The sequence below is a fragment of the Rathayibacter rathayi genome (assembly GCF_004011095.1).
Lineage (GTDB): Bacteria > Actinomycetota > Actinomycetes > Actinomycetales > Microbacteriaceae > Rathayibacter > Rathayibacter rathayi.
In genome coordinates this window covers 1625499-1645523 of sequence record NZ_CP028129.1, presented here as the reverse complement: position 1 = coordinate 1645523, position 20025 = coordinate 1625499, and the positions used below count along the sequence as shown (strand labels likewise).

The following is a 20025-nucleotide window of genomic DNA, read 5'->3' as shown; positions in this document are numbered from 1 at the left end:
GCCGCCTCTCCGTCGCAGGCGCGGGAACAGGACGGAGGACGCAAGGCCCCCGGAGGGGAACAGCCGGAGGGGCGGGGAGTGGTTGAATGGCGAGCTGAACGGTTCGCCGAGAGAGATGTGAGGACCAGTCATGGCAGATCCGGCCCGGGCGAGGAAGCTCGCCGAACGTATCCAGGTGATCATTGCGAAGCGGCTCGAGCGCGGTCTCCGCGACCCGCGCCTCGGCTTCGTCACCATCACCGATGTCCAGGTGACCGGCGACCTGCAGCATGCTTCCGTGTTTTATACGGTCTACGGCACCGACGAGGAGCGTGCCGATTCGGCCGCCGCCCTCAAGGCCGCCACTGGCATGCTGCGCACCGAGGTGGGGAAGAACATCACCGCGCGGCTCACCCCGTCGCTCGAGTTCATCCTCGACGCGCTCCCCGCGAATGCGAAGCACATCGAGGATCTCCTTGCTGCCGCGCGCAGCCAGGACTCGCAGGTGCAGTCGCTCGCCGCTCAGGCGGACTACGCGGGCGAGGCCGACCCCTACGTGAAGCCGCGCGAGGACGACGCCGAGGAGTAGGCGCCGACGGCTCAGCGCTGAGGACTAGGTGCCGAGACTGAACACTGCGGAGCCTGTGGCGACGTCGACCGATTCCAGGACGACGACGACACGGGCTCCCGGCGTGAGCGGGGCCGGGATGGGAGGCGGCCGCGGCCTTCCGGTTGGTCGCGGCGAGCAGTAGCGGAAGGAGGGGGAGCGCTTCGCGCAGCCAGAGCGGTACCGTTCCTCCTCCGGAGACCGCGAGGCAGACGGCGAGGGCGGCCTGCTCGGGATGCTCGGGCGGGGCGCCGTCGAAGGCGGTGTAACCGGCGCCGCGGAACAGAGTCGCCGCGGCGTACATGATCGCGAGCTGAGCGGGATCGTCCGTATCGAGCCGGCGCAGGTAGGCGCCGTAGGGTTCGTCCTCGAGCCAGGGGATGCCGAGGGCTGCGGCACGGGAGCGGAAAGCGGCGACGGTGTCCGGGTCGGCGTCGGGCATCGTGCGGAGGATGCCGATTCCGGCGTCGAGCATCATCTCTGCCGCGGCCATTCCGGTCAGCAGCGACACCTGCGCGTTTCAGCTCTCGACGGCGAGCGGGGCGCGGCGCTCGACGTGGTACCGGCCGTCGATGGCAACGATCTCCTCGTCGGGAAGCGTGAGGCTCGCTCCGCCGCGCTCGGCCTCACGGGCTCCCAGATGGATGACCGCGGGCACGTCTGCGATGGCATAGCGGAGCACGATGCCCCGGGCGGTGCGCTCGATGTGGAGGCGGCGACCGGTCACGGCGCTGACCCTACCCGCCTCCTCCGACGCCGGAGGATCGACCAGCCTCAGGAGCCGGGAAGGAGGTAGCCGTCCTCGGCGTCCCCGGTTGCTAGGCCATCGGCCACCAGCCCGGCGAGAGCCCGACCGCGCTGCTCGGCATCGAGCCAGAGCGACTCCACCTCGGCCGCCGTGACCGGGCCGTGTGCGGCGCGTAGCTCGGCGAGAATGAGCCCGCGGACCTGACGGTCGGAGCCCTCGAACCGCTTCTGCTTCGTCTTCACCGCTCCGGTGTGCTCCGGGTAGCCCTCGGCCCGCCAGCGGCAGAGGTCGCGGATCGGGCACTCGCCGCAGCGCGGGGCTCGGGCGGTGCAGACGATCGCACCCAACTCCATCGCTCCGGCGTTGAAGGCCGCAGCGTCGGGCAGCGAGTCGGGCAGCAGCGCAGCCATCGCGTCGAGGTCGGCCTTCGTGCGCGGAGGGCCGGGCTCGGCGGCGCCCCCGATGGCGCGTGCGATCACCCGCCGGATGTTGGTGTCGACCACCGGATGGCGCCGGCCGTAGGCGAACACGGCGACGGCGCGTGCGGTGTAGTCGCCGATGCCGGGCAACGCGAGGAGGGTGTCGACGTCGTCGGGGACCACATCGCCGTGCTCCTCGGCGATCGCCACGGCGCAGGCGTGCAGGCGGAGCGCCCGGCGCGGGTAGCCGAGGGACTGCCAGGCGCGCACGGCTTCGCCCGGCGGGACAGCAGCGAGAGCGGAGGGGGTGGGCCAGCGCTCCAGCCACGCAGCCAGGCGGGGCAGGACGCGAACGACCGGGGTCTGCTGCAGCATGACCTCGCTGACCAGCGTGCCCCAGGCCGGAAACCCCTCGCGGCGCCACGGCAGGTCGCGCGCATTCGCGCGGTACCACACGAGGATCGCGTCGGCGAGAGCGGCAGAGGGCATCAGCCCACACTAGGCGCTGGCGCGTATCGTGAGCGGATGACCAGGTGGGCTCCGCAGAAGGCCGATGTGCTCGACGCTCTCGCGGCGGAGGTGCTGCACAACTACGCGCGCGGACGGGTCAGGGTGGGGATCGACGGCGACGACCCGGAGGTGAGCGGGGCGTTCGCCCTCGAGCTGGCGGAGGCGCTGCGCCGGGCCGGTCGGGACGCGATCATCGCACACCTCGCGGACTTCCGCCGTCCCCGGGCCGAGCGGGACGATCCCGACGTGCCCGCGGAGCAGCGCTCCTACGCGGGCGGCTACGACTACGAACTCCTGCGGCGGGTGCTCCTGGATCCGTTCACGCTCGGCGGAAGCACGGGATTCGTGCTCGCGGGCTTCGACTCACTGCGGGACCAGGCGAGGCAGGCGCGCTGGCGGACCGCCGGCCGTGACGCGGTGCTGCTCGTGGACGGCGAGTTCGCGCTCCGGCCGGAGCTGCGCGGCGCGTGGAGCACCAGCATCCGGCTCGACACCCAGGAGCCGCCGGTCGATGCGGCCTATCGGGCCACGACTGATCCGCGCCGGCTGGCCGGCATCCTCGTCGACATCCGCGATCCGGAGCGGCCCCGCCGCATCTTCGCCGACTCCTGCTGAACGCGCCGCCTGCACAGCGAATGCTGAGAAGGCCGGACCGGAGTGCCGGACCGGGGTTTCAGACCGCAGCGGCCCGGCGAACGACGTCGGCGGGGGGCAGGAAGGTGCCCGCCCGCTCGACGTCGTGCACCAGGTCGACCAGCAGCTGATTGACCGGGGCCTCGCGTCCCCCGCGATGAGCGGTGCGCACCACGGCTCCGGCCAGGTGGTCGATCTCGCTCGGTACCCCGCGCCGGATGCTCTGCAGCGTCGATCCGGGGTTCGGCACCTCACCCATTCCAGCGGCCATCCGGCGGGGAAGCAGCTCGACCACGGGCAGCGGGGCGGCGGCGAGTGCGCGGACCGAGGTGTTCGAGAGGCCCTGGAGCGAGCCGAAGCGGACGCCGGCGGCGATCCCGGTGCGGGCGGCCTCGCGCAACGCCCGGGCGAGGACTCGGCGCAGGCCCTGGTCGGCGACCGTCTCCTGCACCGAAAGCCCGGTGATCGCCGGGAGCGCGTTCACCTCGTTGATCAGCAGCTTCGTCCACTGCGCGCCGAGGAAGTCGTCAGTGACTGCGGTGGGGACGGCCTCGCCGAGAACGGCGGCGGCGCGGCGCACATCGTCGTCGGCCGGGCGCCCGGGGACGCCGAGCGTGGTTGACGCGGCGGCCGTGACGGTGACGCGACCGGGCTCGAGACGGCTCGCGGCGAAAAGAGCGAGTGCGCCGACGAGGCGAGCGTCGCGCACCTGGCGGGCGGCGGCGGTGAGGCCGTCGAGCCCGTTCTGCACGATGACGACCAGAGTGCCGTCGACAGTGCGCCGATTGCTGCGCAGCGCGTCCTCGGCGTCCTGCGCCTTGGTGCAGACGAGGGCGAGATCCGGGACCAGGTCGAGGGTCTCCCCGCAGCGGACCCACGCGGTGTGCTCCCCCCAGGCCCCGTCCAGACGAAGTCCTGAGCGACGGATCGCGGTGAGGTGGTCACCGCGAGCGGTGACCTCGACATCGTGCCCCGCCCTGTCGAGAAGGGCGGCGACGGTGCCGCCGACGGCTCCTGCTCCGAGTACTGCGATCCTCATCCGGACAGCCTAGGGCGGGCAGGAGCGGGCTCCGACGCCACCCCCAGAGAGGACTCCCGATCCGTCCGTGTATCCTCACATCCGTGCTCGAGACCCCCGCCCCGGCTCCGAACGGCATCCTCCTGCTGGACAAGCCCGGTGGCATCACCAGCCATGACCTCGTCTCGCGGACCCGACGGCGCGCGGGGACCCGGAAGGTCGGCCACGCGGGCACCCTCGATCCGATGGCCACCGGGCTGATGATCCTTGGGCTCGGCCCCTCGACGCGGCTGCTCACCTACCTGGTCGGCCTCGACAAGCAGTACGAGGCGACCATCCGGCTCGGCGCCTCGACCAGCACGGATGACCGCGAGGGCGAGCTCCTCACCTCGGCCGACTCCGACCTCGTCGCAGCTCTCACCCCGGAGGCGGTGGCCGACGGCGTCGCGGCCCTCACCGGAGCGATCGAGCAGGTCCCGAGTACGGTCAGCGCGATCAAGGTGGACGGCCGGCGCGCCTACGCCCGCGCCCGCGACGGCGAGGAGGTCATTCTCGCCTCCCGCCCGGTGACCGTCTCGACCTTCGACCTGCTGGGGAGCCGCAGGGTTGCGACGCGGGACGGGGAGGCACGCCTCGACCTGGACGTGCGCGTCACCTGCTCCTCCGGCACCTACATCCGTGCGCTGGCGCGGGACCTGGGCGCGGCGCTCGCAGTCGGTGGCCATCTGAGGAGCCTCCGTCGCACCGTCGTCGGTCCGTTCTCGGTGGCGCAGGCCGGCGAGATCGACGAACTCGACGTCCCCGCCGCACTCCTGTCGCCGACGCAGGTCGCGGGCGAGCTGTTCCCGCTGCTCCGCCTCGATGCGCAGGAGGCGGGCGACCTCGCCAACGGTAAGCGCATCCCGGCCCCGGAGGCAGTCGCGGGCGCGAAGGGGCTCTTCGCCGCCGTCGGCCCGGGGGAGCGGCTGATCGGCCTCGCTGAGCGCCACGGCACTCAGCTCAAGAGTGTCGTCAATTTCCCGACCGAGGACCTGCGGACGGTCGCGTCGTGATCGAGTGGTTCACGATCCTTCAGGTAGGGATCGCCGTCGTGGCGGGCCTGCTCTGCCTCGTGCTCGGGCTGCTCGCCCGCCGACCCTCCGACGTCTCGGTGGGAGCGACGGCGATCGTCGAGCTGCTGCTGATCGTGCAGCTGGCGGTAGCGATCGTCTCGCCGCTGGTCGGGAACCGCCCGTCGGGGAGCCTGCCCGAGTACTACATCTACCTGATCTCGGCGCTGCTCCTGCCGCTCGCGGCGGGCTTCTGGGCGCTGATCGAGCGGAGCCGCTGGAGCACCGTGATCCTGGGCGTCGCCTGCCTCTCGATCGCGGTGATGGTCTACCGGATGCACCAGATCTGGTTCTTCCAGAGCGCCTGAGCCGACGTACCGCCGGGCCCGGCCCGGCGAGCGCCTAGCATGGACCTGCGATGTCGAAACCAGCCAGCGATGCGTCCGGACGGGCCGCCCACGACCCTCCAAATCCCTCGGTCCCCGGAAGAGGCGACTCGACCCGCTCCGCCCGTTCGCGCGGGATTGGCAGCCTGCTCGTCGTGGTCTACGGGATCCTGGCGCTCGCCGCGACGGGTCGCTCCGTCTTCCAGATCATCGACCGTTTCAGCGAAGCGCCGCTGGCGTTCTCGCTCTCGGCGCTCTCGGCCGTGGTGTACATCGTGGCGACCGTCGCACTGATCGTCCCCGGCCGCGCCTGGCAGCGGGTCGCCTGGGTCACTATCACCTTCGAGCTGGTGGGCGTACTCGTGGTCGGAGCGTTCAGCCTGCTCGCACCGCAGCTGCTTGGGCTCACCAGCGCCGATCCGTTCGGGCGGCAGTCCACGGTGTGGGCGGCGTTCGGCGCGGGGTACTTGCTCATCCCGCTCGTCCTGCCCGTGCTTGGCCTCTGGTGGCTCCGCGTGCAGGGGCGGCGCTCGTTGAGGGCGGGGGTGTGATGCGCGTTGAGACTCGCCCGGGCGATCTGGCGGGGATCGGCCCCTCCGCCGTGACCATCGGCAAGTTCGACGGCGTCCACTCGGGGCACCGGGCCGTGATCGGCACGCTGCACGAGCGGGCGCGCGAGCGGGCCCTGGCCGCCGTGGTCGTCACTTTCGACCGCAATCCGCTCAGCGTGATCGCGCCGGAGAAGTGTCCACCGGTCCTGGTCGGCAACGAGCAGAAGCTGGAGTTGCTCGCGGGGACCGGCGTTGATGCGACGCTGCTGCTCACCTTCGACGAGGAGTTCCGCGCGCTCTCGCCGGAAGAGTTCGTGCGGCAGGTGCTGGTCGACGCTCTCGGGGCTCGCGTGGTGCTGGTCGGCTCCGATTTCCGCTTCGGAGCGCGCGGAGCGGGTGACGTGGGTCTGCTCCGCGTGCTCGGGCGGCGATACGGCTTCGAGGTGGAGTTGATCGACGACGTGCGGCCCGAGGACGGCCGCCGCGTCTCCTCCACCTGGATTCGCGAGCTGCTGGCGGAGGGCGACGTGGAGCACGCGAGCCGCCTGCTCGGGCACGAGCCCGTGGTCCGCGGAGTGGTCGTGCACGGCGCGAAGCGCGGGCGCGAGCTGGGCTTCCCGACCGCCAACCTCTCGCCGCAGTCGCAGGGCCTGATCCCGGCCGACGGCGTCTACGCGGGGCGGCTCAGCACCGACGGCGTCACGCGTCCGGCCGCGATCTCGGTCGGCAGCAACCCCACCTTCGTCGGGGTGCCGCCGAAGCAGGTCGAGGCGTACGTGCTCGATCAGACCGTGGAGACTCTGGACCTCTACGACCGTGTCGTCGATGTCGCGTTCGTGCGGCGGATCCGCGGGCAGGTCGCCTACGAGGGCGTCGAGCCGCTCATCCGCCAGATGAACCAGGACGTTCTGCGCGTGCGCGAGGTGCTCGGCATCCCCTGAGGCCGCCGGGCACCTAGCAGGGGCCGCGGGCCCGCACCAGCGGGAGAGGACGCGGTGCCATCGGCGTAGCGTGGCCGCATGAGCGATACCTCCTCCGATTCGGCGCGCCCCCTCGCGCTCGTCACCGGCGCCACCGGCTACATCGGCGGTCGGCTGACACCCCGACTTCTCGAGGCGGGTTTCCGGGTGCGCGTTCTCGTGCGTGATCCGCACAAGCTCTCCGACGTGCCGTGGGCGGGCGAGGTCGAGGTCGCCCAGGGCGATCTCGGCGATCCGGAGTCGCTCTCTGCGGCCGTCGCGGGCGTAGACGTCCTTTACTACCTCGTCCACTCGATGGGTTCCGGCAACGACCACGCCCACTTCGAGGAGGTCGAGAGCCGTGCCGCTCACAACGTCGCCACGGCGGCGAAAGCGGGCGGCGTCGGCCGCATCGTCTACCTCGGCGGCCTGCACCCCGAGGGCCAGGAGCTCTCGAAGCACCTGCGCTCGCGGGCGGAGGTGGGCCGGATTCTGATGGAGTCGGGCGTGCCGACGATCGCGCTCCAGGCCGGTGTCATCATCGGCTCCGGGTCGACCTCGTTCGAGATGGTCCGCCACCTCACCGACGTGCTGCCCTACATGCCCGCGCCGCAGTGGGTGCGCAACTTCATCCAGCCGATCGCGGTGCGCGACGTGCTGCACTACCTCGTCGGCTCCGCCTCGCTCGACGACGCCACGCTGAACCGGACCTTCGACATCGGCGGGCCGGACGTGCTGCGTTACGGCCAGATGATGAACGGCTACGCCGTGGAGGCCGGCTTGCCGCAGCGGCCGATCGCGTCGCTGCCGGTGTTCACGCCGTGGCTGGCCTCGCAGTGGGTCAACCTAGTCACGCCGATCCCGCGCTCACTCGCGGTGCCGATCATCGCCTCGTTGCAGTACGACTGCGTGGTGCACGAGCAGGACATCCGCTCGCTCATCCCCGACCCGGAGGGCGGACTGACCTCGTACCGCCGAGCAGTCCGGCTCGCGCTGGGCAAGATGCAGGCGGGCGAGATCGAGACGAGCTGGCAGAACGCGGAGGTCGTCGGCGCCCCCAGCGATCCGCTGCCGAGCGATCCGGAGTGGGCCGGCCACACGGTCTACGTCGACCTCAAGGAGCGCCGCACCCACGCCGATCCGGCCAAGCTCTGGCGGGTGATCGAGGGCATCGGCGGCACCAACGGCTGGTACTCCTTCCCGCTCGCGTGGGTGATCCGAGGCTGGATGGACCGGCTGGTCGGGGGAGTGGGGCTCCAGCGCGGGCGCCGCGACTCCACCCGCCTGCACGCGGGTGACGCGCTCGACTTCTGGCGGGTCGAGGCGATCGAGCGGCCGACGCTGCTGCGCCTGCGCGCCGAGATGAAGGTGCCCGGCGGCGCCTGGCTCGAGATGCGCGCCGAGCCCTCCGGCGACGGCGGATCGCTCTACACGCAGCGCGCGGTCTTCTTCCCGCAGGGCCTCGCCGGCCGACTTTACTGGTTCGCAATCCTGCCCTTCCACGGCATCATCTTCACCGGCATGGCCAACCGCATCACAGCCACCGCGGCCGACCTGCCGGACTCCGGCGACGAGCGTTCCCCTGGCGGGCGCCGGGTGCAGCGGTGACAATGGAGGGGTCCGACGGCGGCGACACCGCCCGGGACGCCGACGAGAGGAGCACGATGAGCGAACGGTCTATAGTGGACGCGGGGCGCGATCTCCAGCTGGGGAAGGTCCTCTTCATCGGGGACAGCATCATCCAGGCGGGAGCCTGGGACGAGTGGCTGACGGAGTCGACGGTCATCGACGAGGGAGTCGGAGGCGCCACGACGGCGGACGTCGTCGCGCGGCTCTCCGAGTTCGTCGCACAGCAGCCGGACACGGTGGTGCTGCTGATCGGCACCAACGACCTCGCCTGGCACCGCACCACCGAGCACGTCGTGCGCAACATCGAGACCGTGGTCGCGACCCTCCGTCGCGATCTGCCCGATGTGCGCATCCTGGTCATTTCGGTTCTGCCGCGTGGGCACGAGTTCGCCCCGCAGATCCGCGAGATCAACCGCCACCTCTGGCAATTCGCGCCCACCGCGCACGCGGGCTACCTCGATCTCTGGCCGGTGTTCGCGGGCGAGGACGGCGGGCTGCTCGAGCAGTACTCGCCGGACGGTCTGCACCTCAACGACGACGGCTACCACGCCTGGCGGGAGGCACTGGGTCCGGCGCTCGAGGCGGTGGTGCGGATGCCACCGCGGACCCGCCCGATCACGCTGCCGTACGACGAGTTCGCGCGGCCGAAGACGGCGTAGGCGCGAGCAAGGGGGAGCCGACCGGCTGGTCGGCTCCCCCTTGCTCGCTGTGTTCCGTCAGGCCTTCGCGGCCCTGTCAGCGAGGGTCTCGCCTCCGACGGTCCAGTTGTCGAGGGGGACCTCGGTCACTGTCGCCCAGACGCTCGCCGGCTTCGCTCCGGTCGCGGCGACATAAGCGTCGGTGACTGCGCGGAGGAGGGCCGCCTTCTTCTGCGGATCGGTCCCCGGGGTCTGGGAGATGGAAATGAGGGGCATTGTCGTGTCCTTCCAATCGGTGACGAGGTCCACGAGTCACCGTAGGCGGGCGGGCGGGCGCCGTCCAAGAGGCGTTCGTCACGCCGGGGAAGGTCATTGCCTGGGTGCGGCTCCGAGCCTCGCGACGAGCGCGCCCGCACGGGTGCCGCGCATCGCGACGAGGACCAGGTGCTCGAGGGGCGGGTCCTCGACGAACGGTATCCAGCACAGCGGGGCCGCTGACCCTCTCGTACCCGCGGGCCGCAGAGCCACGAGGACGTGGTCGGTCATCAGTCGGTGCTGGAACAGAGCATGGCGGGCCGGTCCGCGCTCAAGTGTAGGGGACCAGCCGTTTCGAGCGAGGTGAGCGAGGATCTCGGCGGCGTAGTTCGGCGCATTCTCGTCGTCGAACCAGAGCAGAGCGAACTCCCGCACATGATCCCAGGTGATGCCGGCCTCGTTCGCAAGGGGGTGCTGCGGTCCGACGACGACACCCAGCTCGTTGCTGGCGAGAGGCGCGTACACAAGGAAGGGTTCGCCGACCGGAGAGCGGACGACGGCCACGTCGAGCGTCCCCCGTTCGAGAGCACGAATCATCGCACTGGAGGAATCGGCGCTGCACTGCATCCGCGCGTCGGGCTGCACGCTGTGCAGGGCCGCCTCCACCTCTGCGACGACATCGCGGCAGAGTCCCGGGCTGATCCCCACCCTCCACGGACTGGCCACGTCGTTCAACCGTGCGGCCGCTTCGTGAAGCCCCCCGAGAAGGAGTGAGGCGGTGCGGAGGAAGTCCCGTGCCCCGGGAGTCACGGTCAAGCCGGTTCTCGTCCGTTCAAAAAGGGGCGTCCCCAGGCGTGCCTCCAGCTTCCGGATCTGCTGGCTCACGCTCGGCTGCGCGATGCGCAGCGTCTCGGCGGCACCGGTGATCGACCCGGCCGCCTCCACGGCCAAGGCGTACTGCAAATGTCGCACGGAGATGTCTTCGAGTCGTGCCGTCATCGGTGTCTTCCTCCCTCGAGGCTGCGCCGACCCAGGCGAAGCCCTTCCTCACCACAGCGATTCGCTCTTCGATTCGCAGGCCGTCGTGAGGATACTGTGCGGTCCTCACCTCTGATTGGTAGGTGAACAGAATTCCTGACAGGAAAGAGGAGCCATGACGACCGGCCACGAGCTGAAGCAGCGCACGCGTCAAGCACCCTATGTGGTCGTCGCAGCCGCGCTCGGCATCACCCTCGCCGCGAGTGGTGCCCCCTCACCCGCCTACGCAGACTTTCAGGGGCAGTGGTCACTTCCCACTTCCGCAGTCACTGTCGCTTACGCGGTATACGCCCTGGGGGTCATAGCCGCTCTTCTGACCGCGGGCGGGATCTCGGATCGGATCGGCACCAAGCCGGTACTCGTGGCGGGGATGCTCACTCTCGCCCTGTCGATGGTGGGTCTTGCGCTGGCTCCGAATCTTCCCGTACTCATCCTCGCCCGGCTGATCCAGGGAGTCGCGACAGGCATTTCGACCGGCGCCGCCGGCGCAGCGCTGTCCGAGACCCATCCCCGCTCAGATCAGCGCGCGGCGGCCGGAACGAACAGCATTGTCAGCACTCTCGGCATCGCGGCGGGAGCGGTGGGGAGTGGCGCGGTCCTCGACTGGGGCGCGCCTCTCGCTCTTCCCTTCGAGGTGCTCGCCGGCGCGAGCCTGCTGACGGCGCTCGGGGTCGCGCTGCTCTCACCACGAACTGATCGCGCACCGGGGGCTCGACTCTTCGCGCTGCAGCGCCCCTCGGTCCCGCGGGGGATGCGCCGGGACTTCCTGGTGGCGTCCTTCTGCGTCACCGCCGCCTGGTCGGTCGGAGGGTTGTACCTCGCGCTCGGCGGCTCGCTCGCGCGTTCCCTGCTGGGCGTGCACGGCCACGTCGTCGCCGGCATTGTGGTCCTCGCCGTTCAGGGAGTGGGCGGCGCGGTCCAGGTCCTCTGGACGCTGATGGCCGCCTCGGTCCCGCCCCGACGCGCGGCGACATACGCGATGCTCGCGCTCGGGGTAGGGACCGCCACGACCGCGGCGGGCGCTGTTCTCGCCAGCGCACCGCTCGCCGTTGCAGGAGCAGTGCTGAGCGGGGCCGGTTTCGGGCTGTCCTTCCTGACGGGGACGCGCATCGTCACGCTCGCGGCTCCGGCACCGCAGCTCGGCGCGGTACTCGCGGCGTACTTCGTCCTGGCGTACGTCGCTTTGTCTGCGCCTGCTCTCGGCGTCGGCTTCCTCGCCGCCGCAATCGGTGACGGGGCGGCCTTCGTCCTCTTCGCCTCGGCGATCATCGTGCTCTGCGCGGCGGCGCTCGTGCTCTTGCGTCCGCGCAGCCGGGCGGATCGCTCCGCCTCCGGTAACGCTGCGGTCGCCCGCTAGAACGTCCACAGACCCAAAGGAACTCACGCTGTGATCACGAATATTGATGTCACCCTCCGCGATGGGGGCTACCGCAACTCCTTCAATTTCTCTCTCGACTATGCGCTGGCGCATGCTCGTTCCAGTGTCGCCAGTGGATTCGACTGGGTCGAGATCGGCTACAGAAACGGGTCGTCACGGCCGGAACGCACCGATGGCCTGACCGAGAGTTGCGGCGACGACTACATCGCGGCAATGGCCCGCGAGATCGGCCCGGAGAACATCGGAATCATGGTGCACCCGGAAAATCTCGGCGCTCATGATCTCGACGAGATGTGGAACGCCGGCGCGCGGCTCGTCCGCATCTGCTTCTCGTCCTCCGATCCCCGTCGTAGTCTCGACTGCGCTCAGCGTGCTGTCGAGATCGGCTATGTCGTCTGTGTGAATGTCACAAGGGTCAGTACCGTCCCACCTAAGCGGTTGCGGCGGATCGTCCACGCGGTCAGCGACCTCGGCGTCACTGCTCTCTATCTCGCGGATTCGAACGGCAGTCTGCTGCCCGATGAAGTCGATGCGCTGGTCGAGTCATCCCTCTCCGGCCAGGGACTCGCTATAGGACTCCACGCGCACAATCACCTCGGCCTGGCGCTGGTCAATACCATCCGCGCGGTCGACGCGGGGGCGACGTGGGTGGACTCGGCTGTCCTGGGTATGGGGAAAGGGGCGGGGAATCTCGTTGCGGAGCAATGGCTGGCGTACCTCTCGCAGCGCCGGCTGGGATCGGGCCGGTTCGACCTGGGCTCGTTGCTCGAACTATCGACGAGGCTCGGCGAGAACGTCGCCGAGGCGGCTCCTCGTCTCGATCTGACCGACATGCTGCTCGGCTACTTCGATCTCTCGATCGAGCACAGTCCCCGGCTGGCTGAGATCCTGGATCGCCATGCGCAAGTGCGGGCCGCGGGTCTTCTCGCCGGTGCACTCTCATGAGGGAGCTGGCGGTCTCTTTCCAGCCGCTGCACGTCCAGCACGACTGCCACACTTTCCCGGGCGCGATCGGCGTTCAGCTCGAGCAGGTGGGCTTCGACGTTGTTTCGCTCGACACCTGCGCAGCATTCGAGGACGGCGCGACGACGATCGGGGAGGTCGCCGACTATTGGCGGGCGGAGTGTCCCCAGCTCGCCGACGCCTCGCTCCTTCTCGGCAACGCCCTGGGCGGTGTGGTGGCGCACGAGCTCCGTTCTCACCTGGACAAGGGTGTCGTCACCTTCACGGTGTCGGCGCCGAGCGGCGCGACGGAGCGCCTCCGCTCGCGCTTCGCGGCTGTGATCACCGTCGCCGCGGGCGAGGGGGTCGCTGAGGCCGCGGGCCTTCTTGAGCGATTCGCGGGCGGCGTCCCCGCAGCGCAAGGGGAGGAGGAGCGTCGACCCGAGCCTGCGATGAGGCGGCGTCTCCTCGCCGGACTGCAGGCGCTGACGGACTACCGGTGCGGGCGCTCGCAGAGCGAAGGGCGGCACATCACGGTGGTGGGAAGCAAGTCGCGTCTGGCAGGCAGAGACGATGTCTGCCGCTGCGATGCTCCAACCATCGTCGAGCTGGGCGGCGCAGGCATGCGTCCTCACCTCGACCAGTCCGACCGGGTCGCGCGGGTCGTGAGCGCGATGCTGAAGAAGGAGCTGCGGTGAGGGGGGCGAGGACGACGATCGCCGTCCTTCCGGGAGACGGTATCGGCCGGGAGGTCATGTCTGCGGCTGCGCCGGTCCTCGAGCGGCTGTGCCCGTCTTTTGAGCTGGTGGCCGGAGAGATCGGCTGGGAGTGCTGGCGTGAGGAGGGCGATCCGATCCCGGCGAGGACGTGGGAGCTGGTCCGGGCCTCCGACGCGACTCTGCTCGGTGCGGTGACCAGCAAACCGGCGAGGGAAGCAGCGGCGGAGTTGTCGCCGGGACTCGATCCCGCGTCCTGCGTGTATGTCTCTCCGGTCGTCCAGCTTCGCCAGCAGCTCGGCTTGACGGTGAACGTCAGGCCGATTCTCGACCTCCGCGGGGGAGCCTTCGATTTCGTCGTCGTCCGCGAGAACACGGAGGGCCTCTACGCCGGCTACGACGAGTTCCCGCTGACCGAGCCTCTCTGGTCGGTGGTCGCCTCTCATCCCAACGCGGCCTTGTCCGGACCGTCGGGGACATCCGCGACGGTGCGGCTGCAGACCAGGAGTGGGCTTGAGTCCCTCCTGCGCGCTGCCTTTGCACTGGCGTCATCGCGACGGGGATTCGTTTCCGTGGCCGATAAGCCGAATGTCCTTCGGCAGAGTTCTCGCCTTGTGAGGGAGGTCCTCGAATCCGTTGCAGCCGATTTCCCCGCTGTCGAGAGCGAGATCATCAATGTCGACGCGGCGGCGATGTGGATCGTGACCAGACCCTCGCGTTTCGATGTTCTGGTGGCAGAGAACATGTTCGGGGACATCCTTTCCGACGTCGGTGCCGGCGTGATGGGTGGCCTGGGCTTGGCCTCGAGCAGCAATGTCGGAACGGAACACGCCTACTTCGAGCCCGTCCACGGCAGCGCACCGCGTCTTGTCGGCACCGGCCGAGCGAATCCGATGGCGATGTTCTTGACGATCGCGGCGATGCTCGACCATCTCGGCGACACGGCGAAGGCGAGAAGGCTCAGGCGGGCGGTCGGCGACGTGCTGCGGGAGGGACGCTTTGTCAGCGACGACCTCGGCGGGAGTGCTTCCACCACGGAGGTCGCGCGAGAGGTGTTCGCGAAGGTCGATCGGGAGGACGAGGCGTGAGCCGGCGGAGTCGACGCGGATCGCGTCTCGATACGGCGAGTGTCTCCGATGCGCTGGACGGGCTGGCAGAGCCGAGCACTTGGCTGCGGAGCATCATCCCTCGATCGCCCGGAGCCTACGCGGCAGGGCCGGCCTTCACCGTTCAGTACGCACCTCTCGAGACACAGAGGCAGGGATTCCACAGTGCTGCGGAGTACGTGGACGATGTCCCTCCGGGGTCGATCATCGTGTCCGTCAATCCGACCGGACTCGCGTGCACGACCTGGGGAGACCTTTTGACCGTGACCGCTCAAGCACGAGGAATCGCAGGAACGATCGTGTCGGGCTTCGCCCGAGACGTGGCCGGCGTTCGAGAGATGAAGTACCCGCTTTTCAGCGCGGGAGTCGCGATGGTCAGTGCGAAAAATCGGCTCCGGCTCGAGGCGGTGCAGATTCCCGTCGTCATCGACGGGATCACCGTGACTCCGGGGGACTGGGTGGTCGCCGATGACAACGGCGCGATCGTGGTGCGCTCCGACCGGGTGGCGATAGTTCTGGCGATGGCCGAGTCGGTCGAGGAGACCGAACGCCGGATCGCGGTGGCCGTTCGAGGAGGGAGTCCGCTCGCCGCCGCGCGGAGATCCTTCGGCTATGCCACGCCGTGGGACCGCGCCAGTGGCTGACCCCCGGCCGATCGACTTCATCGACTCGCACTTTCATGCCGGGACGGATGCGGCGCGGCGCAGGACCTCGGTCGCGGAAGCCATCAGGGAGTACGACCGGGTGAACGGCGTCGTCTGGATCAAGCGCCACGCCGGGGAGACCCTGTCCTCCACACGGTTGTGGCGGTCGAACGGGGTCCTGGTCGGAGGAGTCGCTGTCCTCCAGTGGGCGGATCTTGTCGATGCCCACTCGCTCGAGCGGTTGCTCAGGCGTGAGCGGTTCCGCCCGCGGCCGATCGTCTCGCTTCCGACGCGCGACATCGCGGCTCTCCTCGATCATCTGAGCTGCAGACGAGTGGTCAGCGCGCTGACGGAGGTCATCGAGATGGCCTGGTCCTGCGATGCGGTCATCGCCACGGGGCACCTGCCCGCCGAGCGGATATCGGCACTGCTCGGCCCCGTCGCAGCTCGGGGTGCTGCTGGCCGGGTCCTCGTGACCCACGCCTTCCACCCTCTAGTGAACGCAGGCCCGCTCGTGCGGGAGCTGACCGAGGAGTTCGACGTCTCCTTCGAGCACACGGAGCTGACCCACCTGCTCGGCCGGATCAGTACCGACGAGCACCTCTCGGTGCTTCGCGAGGTGAGCCCTCTGCTCTACTCGTCGGACTTCGGGCAGCCGACATCACCGACAGTGGGCCAGTGGCGGGCCCTAGCGCAGCGCTGGTTCGCGGAGGCGGGGCTCACCGGTGCTCGGCGGAGTGAGATCACCGCGACCACGGCTGCCCGGCTTTTGATGCGTCCCTAGGCAGGACGCCCCGCTCGCGTCGACCTGTGTCAGGGGACCGCGGGCGGCGAGGACGCTGACGAGCACTCTAGGCTGCGGCCCAGAGCGGCGATCGCGGCCGGACCGATGCGGCAGCAGCCGCCGATCAGGTCGGCCCCGTCCGCACGCCAGGAGGCGACGAGTGCGGGATCGAAGGCCGCGTCGCCCGTCCAGCGGCGATCGACGGCGTCCCACTCCTCACCGCTATTGGGGTAGACGACCACCAGCTTGTCGGTGACCGAGCGGGCGATGCGCACGGCCTCGGCGACGTCGCCGGGTGGGCAGCAGTTCACTCCGACGCCGATCACCTCCGTCGAGGCGGTGGCGACCGCGAACGCGTCGGCCAGCGGCTCCCCGGCCGCGGTGCGGCCCGAGCGCCCGCTGACGCAGATCCAGGCGGGGACGGGGGAGCCGGCGAGCGCGGCCACGACGGCGCGTACCTCCCGAACGGAGGGGATCGTCTCGACCGCGAGCAGGTCGGGGCTCGCCGCGGCCAGGGCCTCGAGGCGCGGGCGATGCCAGGCGGTCAGCTCGTCGACCGTGAGAGTGTCGTCGCCGCGGTATTCGGAGCCGTCGCCGAGGCTCGCGCCGTAAGGGCCGACGGACGCCGCGACCCAACCGCTCTGCGCACGCCGGGCCAGGGCGACGCTCTCGCGGAGCGCGTGCTCGACGAGTCCGGGGGCAAGGCCCGCGGCAGCGAATCCGCTCGCCGATACTTGGTAGCTCGCGGTGACCGCCACCCGTGCGCCCGCGTCCGCGAACGCGCGGTGGGCGGCGACGATGCGCTCGGGCTCGTCCAGGAGGACCCTGGCGCTCCACAGGGCGGAGTCGACGGCCGCACCCTGCGCTTCGAGCTCGGTGCCCAGGCCCCGTCGAGCAGCAGCGGACGTTCGCGGGCGGCGGCGACGAGCGCGGCGCTCACGAGCGGTTGTAGGAGAGCTGGAAGATGGTCACGAGCTCGGCGATCGCTGCCTCGCGGGCCTCGCCGCCCTCCTCGAACATCGCGGTGATGTGCGTGCGGAGGTGGTTCTCGACGATGACCTTATTCAGCGAGCCGAGCGACTTCTGAATGGCGAGGGACTGCGTGAGGATGTCGACGCAGTAGTCCTCGTTCTCGATCATCCGCTCGAGGCCGCGCATCTGGCCACTGAGGATCCGGGCACGGTGCAGCGAGCGCTTCTTGAGGTCCTCGATCACTCGGCCAGCCTACGCGCCGTCGCCAGTACCCGGGTGGGGTACCCGCCCCCGTACGATCAAGAGGTGAGCACTCGCAAGCCGGCCAGGACGACCGCCGCCCGCTACCCGTCGCGGGACCGGGCGCGGATGGCGCTGGCGCCCGGGATCCTGGCAGCGATCGTGGTGCTGGCCGGGCTCGCCCTCGTCGGCTCCGATGCCTACGACGTGATCCGGTACCCGGTTGCTATCCTCACGGCGGTCATCGGCTGGTTCGCGATCCAGGCGCGCGCGTTGCTGTGGCTGATCGGGCTCGTCCCGGTGCTCGTGCTGTGGAACCCGGTGCTGCCGTTCGCGTTCCCGGACGCGATCTGGTCGTCCCTGAGCCTCGCCGCGGTCGGCGTCCTCGTCGCGGCCGGGCTGATCATCCGCGTCCCGACCCCGGAGTGACGTCAGGCGCGCCGCCCCGCGCGGCGGAGGACCGCCGAGAGCCCGCCGAGGAGTAGACTCCCTTTGCACCCGCACGCCGGGGATGCTGCGACCGGGTCTCAGGCCCGTTGCTCGGAGTTCCTGACAGCCACCGGATGCACCGACGCCCGTCGTCTCCCCGGAGGCGATCCGGCGGATGCACGGCGACGGCAGCGCGCGGGAACCCCTCCTGCGCCCCCGTCACACATCGAGGAGGAGCATGGCTCGCAGCGGCCAGCGTCAGTCCGGTCAGGCGCGTCGAGCGTCGAATGCCGCCGGGAGCCGACCCCGATCGCGCTCGCGCGGCGTGGACAACGAGGGGATCATTCCGATCCTCGCCCGCCGCGTCCGCGAGGTGGAGGCGAAGGCCCAGACCGGCAAGGTCGGACCGACCAACCGCACGAAGTTCCTGGTGATCGCACTGCTGATGCGCGAGGAGCGCAAGCGGGTCAAGGTCGACACCTCGCTCAGCGACGCCCAGCGCACCGAAGAGATGAAGCGGCTCGACGGCATCGCCACGATCCTCGCCAAGACGGCTGCGCGTGACACCAGCCTGATCGCGCTGCTCGAATCGGAGGCGGGCGTCACGCCGGCCGCGCAGAAGCTGCGCCGCGACTGGCTGCTGGAGGCGGGCGCCGAGCTGAGCCCCGACGAGCTGCTGATCGTGACCGAGCCGGAGCCCAAGGCCGAGGTGGCGGTGAACCGGGTCGTGCCCCCGTCGGTGCGCGCCCGCCAGCTGGCGAACCCCTTCCTCCCGCCGGACTTCTCGATCGCGGAGGCCGTAGCCCCGGCGCCCCGCCGCAGGCTGGATGACTGGGAGCTGCTCGGTCCGCTCTTCAAGGCCTTCGAGTACGGCGCGGGTGGACGGGCCGCGAGCATGGAGCTCCCGGAGCCGCCGACGCTCGACCGCGTCTCCCCGCGTGGGCGCGAGCTGATGCCGCACCAGGCGCGTTTCATCGAGAGCGCCCGCGAGGGCCACCGCAGTTTCCTGCTCGCCGACGAGCCGGGCCTGGGCAAGACCGCGCAGAGCCTGCTCGCCGCCTCCGTCGTGGGCGCGTATCCGTTGCTCGCGGTGGTGCCGAACGTGGTCAAGATGAACTGGGCGCGCGAGGTCGAGCACTGGACACCGCAGCGCCGCGCCACGGTGATCCACGGCGACGGTGGCACTCTCGATGCGTTCGCCGACGTGGTCATCGTCAACTACGACATCCTCGACCGGCACATCGGCTGGCTCGGGAGCCTGGGCTTTCGCGGCATGGTGGTCGACGAGGCGCACTTCATCAAGAACCTCCGCTCGCAGCGCTCGCAGAGCGTGCTCGCCCTGGCCTCGAGGATCCGCGAGACCACTCCGGGACACGACCCGCTGATGATCGCGCTCACCGGTACTCCGCTGATTAACGACGTCGACGACTTCCGCGCCATCTGGCGCTTCCTCGGCTGGATCGACGAGACCAAGCCGGGGCCGGAACTCATGGGCCGCCTGGAGGAGACGGGCCTGACTCCCGCCGACACCGGCTTCTACCCGGAGGCGCGCGAGGCGGTCATCGACCTCGGCATCGTCCGGCGCAAGAAGATCGACGTCGCCGCCGATCTGCCCTCGAAGCGGATCGTCGACTTGCCCGTCGAACTCGACGACGATCTCGGCCGCTCCATCCAGAAGGCCGAGCGTGAACTCGGAGCGCGGATGGTTCAGCGCTTCCGGGCCGTCACCGCCTCGATCACGCACGAGCTCGACGACGACGAGCGTGAGCGATTCATCCGGATTGTGGCGCAGAGCGAACTGGAGGAGTCGAAGTCGGCCAAGACCGGCGAGAACGTCTTCACGATGGTCCGCCGAATCGGCCAGGCGAAGGCGGCGCTGGCCGCCGACTACGCCTCGCAGCTGGCCCGCTCGGTGGGCAAGGTGGTCTTCTTCGCCAAGCACATCGACGTGATGGACCAGGCGGAGGAGACCTTCGAGAAGCGCGAGCTCGCCTCGGTGTCCATCCGCGGCGATCAGACCGCGGCGTTCCGGCAGACCCAGATCGACGCCTTCAACGAGGACCCCGAGGTCTCGGTCGCCGTCTGCTCGCTCACCGCGGCGGGCGTCGGCGTGAACCTGCAAGCCTCCTCGAACGTGGTGCTCGCCGAGCTGTCCTGGACCTCGGCCGAGCAGACGCAGGCCATCGACCGTGTGCACCGCATCGGTCAGGAGGAGCCGGTCACCGCCTGGCGGATCATCGCGGCGCACACCATCGACGCGAAGATCGCCGAACTCATCGACGCCAAGGCCGGCCTCGCGGCCCGCGCGCTCGACGGCGCGGACGCCGAGACCACCTCGGCCGACACCGTGCAGCTGGACGCCCTCATGCACGTCCTGCGCGAGGCGATCGGCTGA

The 20025-nt window shown here is 70.1% G+C and carries 23 protein-coding genes; 16 read left to right on the top strand and 7 right to left on the bottom strand.

Annotated elements, in window-relative coordinates; translation table 11 throughout:
- The first annotated feature begins 130 nt into the window (after window positions 1-130).
- Entirely contained in the window at window positions 131-568 is a 438-nt protein-coding gene (rbfA, locus tag C1O28_RS08065; protein WP_097167284.1) for a 30S ribosome-binding factor RbfA, read from the top strand.
- Window positions 569-1106: 538 nt separating this feature from the next.
- On the opposite strand, the gene C1O28_RS08060 is transcribed toward rbfA, so the two are convergent.
- On the bottom strand, window positions 1107-1313 hold the full coding sequence (locus tag C1O28_RS08060; RefSeq protein WP_097167283.1) for a hypothetical protein: 207 nt from the start codon (window positions 1311-1313) through the stop codon (window positions 1107-1109).
- A 47-nt stretch (window positions 1314-1360) separates the two neighbouring features.
- Window positions 1361-2242, bottom strand: coding sequence for an HhH-GPD family protein (locus tag C1O28_RS08055; protein WP_097167282.1), 882 nt, complete (start codon window positions 2240-2242; stop codon window positions 1361-1363).
- Between the two features lie 36 nt (window positions 2243-2278).
- Between C1O28_RS08055 and C1O28_RS08050 the strand changes: the two genes are divergently transcribed.
- Complete coding sequence (locus tag C1O28_RS08050) at window positions 2279-2878, top strand: nucleoside/nucleotide kinase family protein (RefSeq protein WP_097167281.1); 600 nt, start codon at window positions 2279-2281, stop codon at window positions 2876-2878.
- Between the two features lie 58 nt (window positions 2879-2936).
- Here C1O28_RS08050 and C1O28_RS08045 read toward each other — a convergent pair whose 3' ends face one another.
- A complete protein-coding gene (locus C1O28_RS08045; RefSeq protein WP_097167280.1) occupies window positions 2937-3935 on the bottom strand; it encodes a ketopantoate reductase family protein in 999 nt (332 codons plus the stop codon).
- Window positions 3936-4018: 83 nt separating this feature from the next.
- Here C1O28_RS08045 and truB point away from each other — a divergent pair, with 83 nt between their 5' ends.
- The 6 genes from truB (at window position 4019) to C1O28_RS08015 (ending at window position 9147) form a co-directional block, all read left to right on the top strand.
- On the top strand, window positions 4019-4966 hold the full coding sequence (gene truB / locus C1O28_RS08040) for a tRNA pseudouridine(55) synthase TruB (RefSeq protein ID WP_097167279.1): 948 nt from the start codon (window positions 4019-4021) through the stop codon (window positions 4964-4966).
- Complete coding sequence (locus tag C1O28_RS08035) at window positions 4963-5331, top strand: hypothetical protein (protein WP_097167278.1); 369 nt, start codon at window positions 4963-4965, stop codon at window positions 5329-5331. The genes truB and C1O28_RS08035 overlap by 4 nt, the downstream gene beginning before the upstream one ends.
- Window positions 5332-5381: 50 nt before the next feature.
- Window positions 5382-5900, top strand: a complete 519-nt coding sequence (locus tag C1O28_RS08030) for a hypothetical protein (RefSeq protein ID WP_237397889.1) — start codon at window positions 5382-5384, stop codon at window positions 5898-5900.
- The gene (locus C1O28_RS08025) at window positions 5900-6841 is read left to right on the top strand and encodes a bifunctional riboflavin kinase/FAD synthetase (RefSeq protein WP_097167355.1); all 942 of its coding nucleotides are present in this window, start codon (window positions 5900-5902) and stop codon (window positions 6839-6841) included. Before C1O28_RS08030 ends, C1O28_RS08025 begins: the two co-directional genes overlap by 1 nt.
- Before the next feature lie 78 nt (window positions 6842-6919).
- Window positions 6920-8467 (top strand): SDR family oxidoreductase, encoded by a 1548-nt coding sequence (locus tag C1O28_RS08020; RefSeq protein WP_097167277.1) that lies wholly within the window; start codon window positions 6920-6922, stop codon window positions 8465-8467.
- A gap of 56 nt (window positions 8468-8523) precedes the next feature.
- Window positions 8524-9147, top strand: a complete 624-nt coding sequence (locus tag C1O28_RS08015; RefSeq protein WP_097167354.1) for a GDSL-type esterase/lipase family protein — start codon at window positions 8524-8526, stop codon at window positions 9145-9147.
- Between the two features lie 57 nt (window positions 9148-9204).
- Here C1O28_RS08015 and C1O28_RS08010 read toward each other — a convergent pair whose 3' ends face one another.
- Both C1O28_RS08010 and C1O28_RS08005 read right to left on the bottom strand, forming a co-directional pair.
- A complete protein-coding gene (locus tag C1O28_RS08010; protein ID WP_097167353.1) occupies window positions 9205-9402 on the bottom strand; it encodes a tautomerase family protein in 198 nt (65 codons plus the stop codon).
- 93 nt (window positions 9403-9495) lie between these two features.
- Window positions 9496-10380, bottom strand: a complete 885-nt coding sequence (locus C1O28_RS08005; RefSeq protein ID WP_097167276.1) for a LysR family transcriptional regulator — start codon at window positions 10378-10380, stop codon at window positions 9496-9498.
- A 154-nt stretch (window positions 10381-10534) separates the two neighbouring features.
- Between C1O28_RS08005 and C1O28_RS08000 the strand changes: the two genes are divergently transcribed.
- Genes C1O28_RS08000 through C1O28_RS07975 form a run of 6 tightly spaced genes read left to right on the top strand, consistent with a single transcriptional unit; the run spans window position 10535 to window position 15989 of the window.
- Window positions 10535-11776, top strand: a complete 1242-nt coding sequence (locus C1O28_RS08000; protein ID WP_097167275.1) for an MFS transporter — start codon at window positions 10535-10537, stop codon at window positions 11774-11776.
- 30 nt (window positions 11777-11806) lie between these two features.
- Window positions 11807-12742 (top strand): beta/alpha barrel domain-containing protein, encoded by a 936-nt coding sequence (locus C1O28_RS07995; protein WP_097167274.1) that lies wholly within the window; start codon window positions 11807-11809, stop codon window positions 12740-12742.
- A complete protein-coding gene (locus C1O28_RS07990) occupies window positions 12739-13437 on the top strand; it encodes a hypothetical protein (RefSeq protein WP_097167273.1) in 699 nt (232 codons plus the stop codon). The genes C1O28_RS07995 and C1O28_RS07990 overlap by 4 nt, the downstream gene beginning before the upstream one ends.
- A complete protein-coding gene (locus C1O28_RS07985) occupies window positions 13434-14543 on the top strand; it encodes an isocitrate/isopropylmalate dehydrogenase family protein (protein ID WP_202129269.1) in 1110 nt (369 codons plus the stop codon). The genes C1O28_RS07990 and C1O28_RS07985 overlap by 4 nt, the downstream gene beginning before the upstream one ends.
- On the top strand, window positions 14540-15205 hold the full coding sequence (locus C1O28_RS07980; protein WP_097167272.1) for an RraA family protein: 666 nt from the start codon (window positions 14540-14542) through the stop codon (window positions 15203-15205). The genes C1O28_RS07985 and C1O28_RS07980 overlap by 4 nt, the downstream gene beginning before the upstream one ends.
- Window positions 15198-15989, top strand: coding sequence for a DUF6282 family protein (locus C1O28_RS07975; protein WP_097167271.1), 792 nt, complete (start codon window positions 15198-15200; stop codon window positions 15987-15989). Before C1O28_RS07980 ends, C1O28_RS07975 begins: the two co-directional genes overlap by 8 nt.
- A gap of 29 nt (window positions 15990-16018) precedes the next feature.
- Here the strand turns inward: C1O28_RS07975 and mmuM are convergent, their stop codons facing one another.
- Both mmuM and C1O28_RS07965 read right to left on the bottom strand, forming a co-directional pair.
- On the bottom strand, window positions 16019-16828 hold the full coding sequence (gene mmuM / locus C1O28_RS07970; protein WP_244210532.1) for a homocysteine S-methyltransferase: 810 nt from the start codon (window positions 16826-16828) through the stop codon (window positions 16019-16021).
- Between the two features lie 97 nt (window positions 16829-16925).
- On the bottom strand, window positions 16926-17204 hold the full coding sequence (locus tag C1O28_RS07965) for a metal-sensitive transcriptional regulator (protein WP_097167269.1): 279 nt from the start codon (window positions 17202-17204) through the stop codon (window positions 16926-16928).
- Between the two features lie 63 nt (window positions 17205-17267).
- Between C1O28_RS07965 and C1O28_RS07960 the strand changes: the two genes are divergently transcribed.
- Both C1O28_RS07960 and C1O28_RS07955 read left to right on the top strand, forming a co-directional pair.
- Window positions 17268-17630, top strand: coding sequence for a DUF6804 family protein (locus tag C1O28_RS07960; protein WP_097167268.1), 363 nt, complete (start codon window positions 17268-17270; stop codon window positions 17628-17630).
- Between the two features lie 238 nt (window positions 17631-17868).
- Window positions 17869-20025 carry a DEAD/DEAH box helicase gene (locus C1O28_RS07955; protein ID WP_097167267.1) on the top strand — a complete coding sequence of 719 codons (2157 nt, stop codon included), beginning with the start codon at window positions 17869-17871 and terminating at the stop codon, window positions 20023-20025.

Bases quoted from the DNA above. Each gene is read 5' to 3' on its own strand.
- rbfA (WP_097167284.1), top strand. From the start codon at position 131: ATGGCAGATCCGGCCCGGGCGAGGAAGCTCGCCGAACGTATCCAGGTG.
- C1O28_RS08055 (WP_097167282.1), bottom strand. From the start codon at position 2,242: ATGCCCTCTGCCGCTCTCGCCGACGCGATCCTCGTGTGGTACCGCGCG.
- C1O28_RS08050 (WP_097167281.1), top strand. From the start codon at position 2,279: ATGACCAGGTGGGCTCCGCAGAAGGCCGATGTGCTCGACGCTCTCGCG.
- C1O28_RS08045 (WP_097167280.1), bottom strand. From the start codon at position 3,935: ATGAGGATCGCAGTACTCGGAGCAGGAGCCGTCGGCGGCACCGTCGCC.
- C1O28_RS08030 (WP_237397889.1), top strand. From the start codon at position 5,382: ATGTCGAAACCAGCCAGCGATGCGTCCGGACGGGCCGCCCACGACCCT.
- C1O28_RS08025 (WP_097167355.1), top strand. From the start codon at position 5,900: ATGCGCGTTGAGACTCGCCCGGGCGATCTGGCGGGGATCGGCCCCTCC.
- C1O28_RS08020 (WP_097167277.1), top strand. From the start codon at position 6,920: ATGAGCGATACCTCCTCCGATTCGGCGCGCCCCCTCGCGCTCGTCACC.
- C1O28_RS08015 (WP_097167354.1), top strand. From the start codon at position 8,524: ATGAGCGAACGGTCTATAGTGGACGCGGGGCGCGATCTCCAGCTGGGG.
- C1O28_RS08010 (WP_097167353.1), bottom strand. From the start codon at position 9,402: ATGCCCCTCATTTCCATCTCCCAGACCCCGGGGACCGATCCGCAGAAG.
- C1O28_RS08005 (WP_097167276.1), bottom strand. From the start codon at position 10,380: ATGACGGCACGACTCGAAGACATCTCCGTGCGACATTTGCAGTACGCC.
- C1O28_RS08000 (WP_097167275.1), top strand. From the start codon at position 10,535: ATGACGACCGGCCACGAGCTGAAGCAGCGCACGCGTCAAGCACCCTAT.
- C1O28_RS07990 (WP_097167273.1), top strand. From the start codon at position 12,739: ATGAGGGAGCTGGCGGTCTCTTTCCAGCCGCTGCACGTCCAGCACGAC.
- C1O28_RS07955 (WP_097167267.1), top strand. From the start codon at position 17,869: ATGGCTCGCAGCGGCCAGCGTCAGTCCGGTCAGGCGCGTCGAGCGTCG.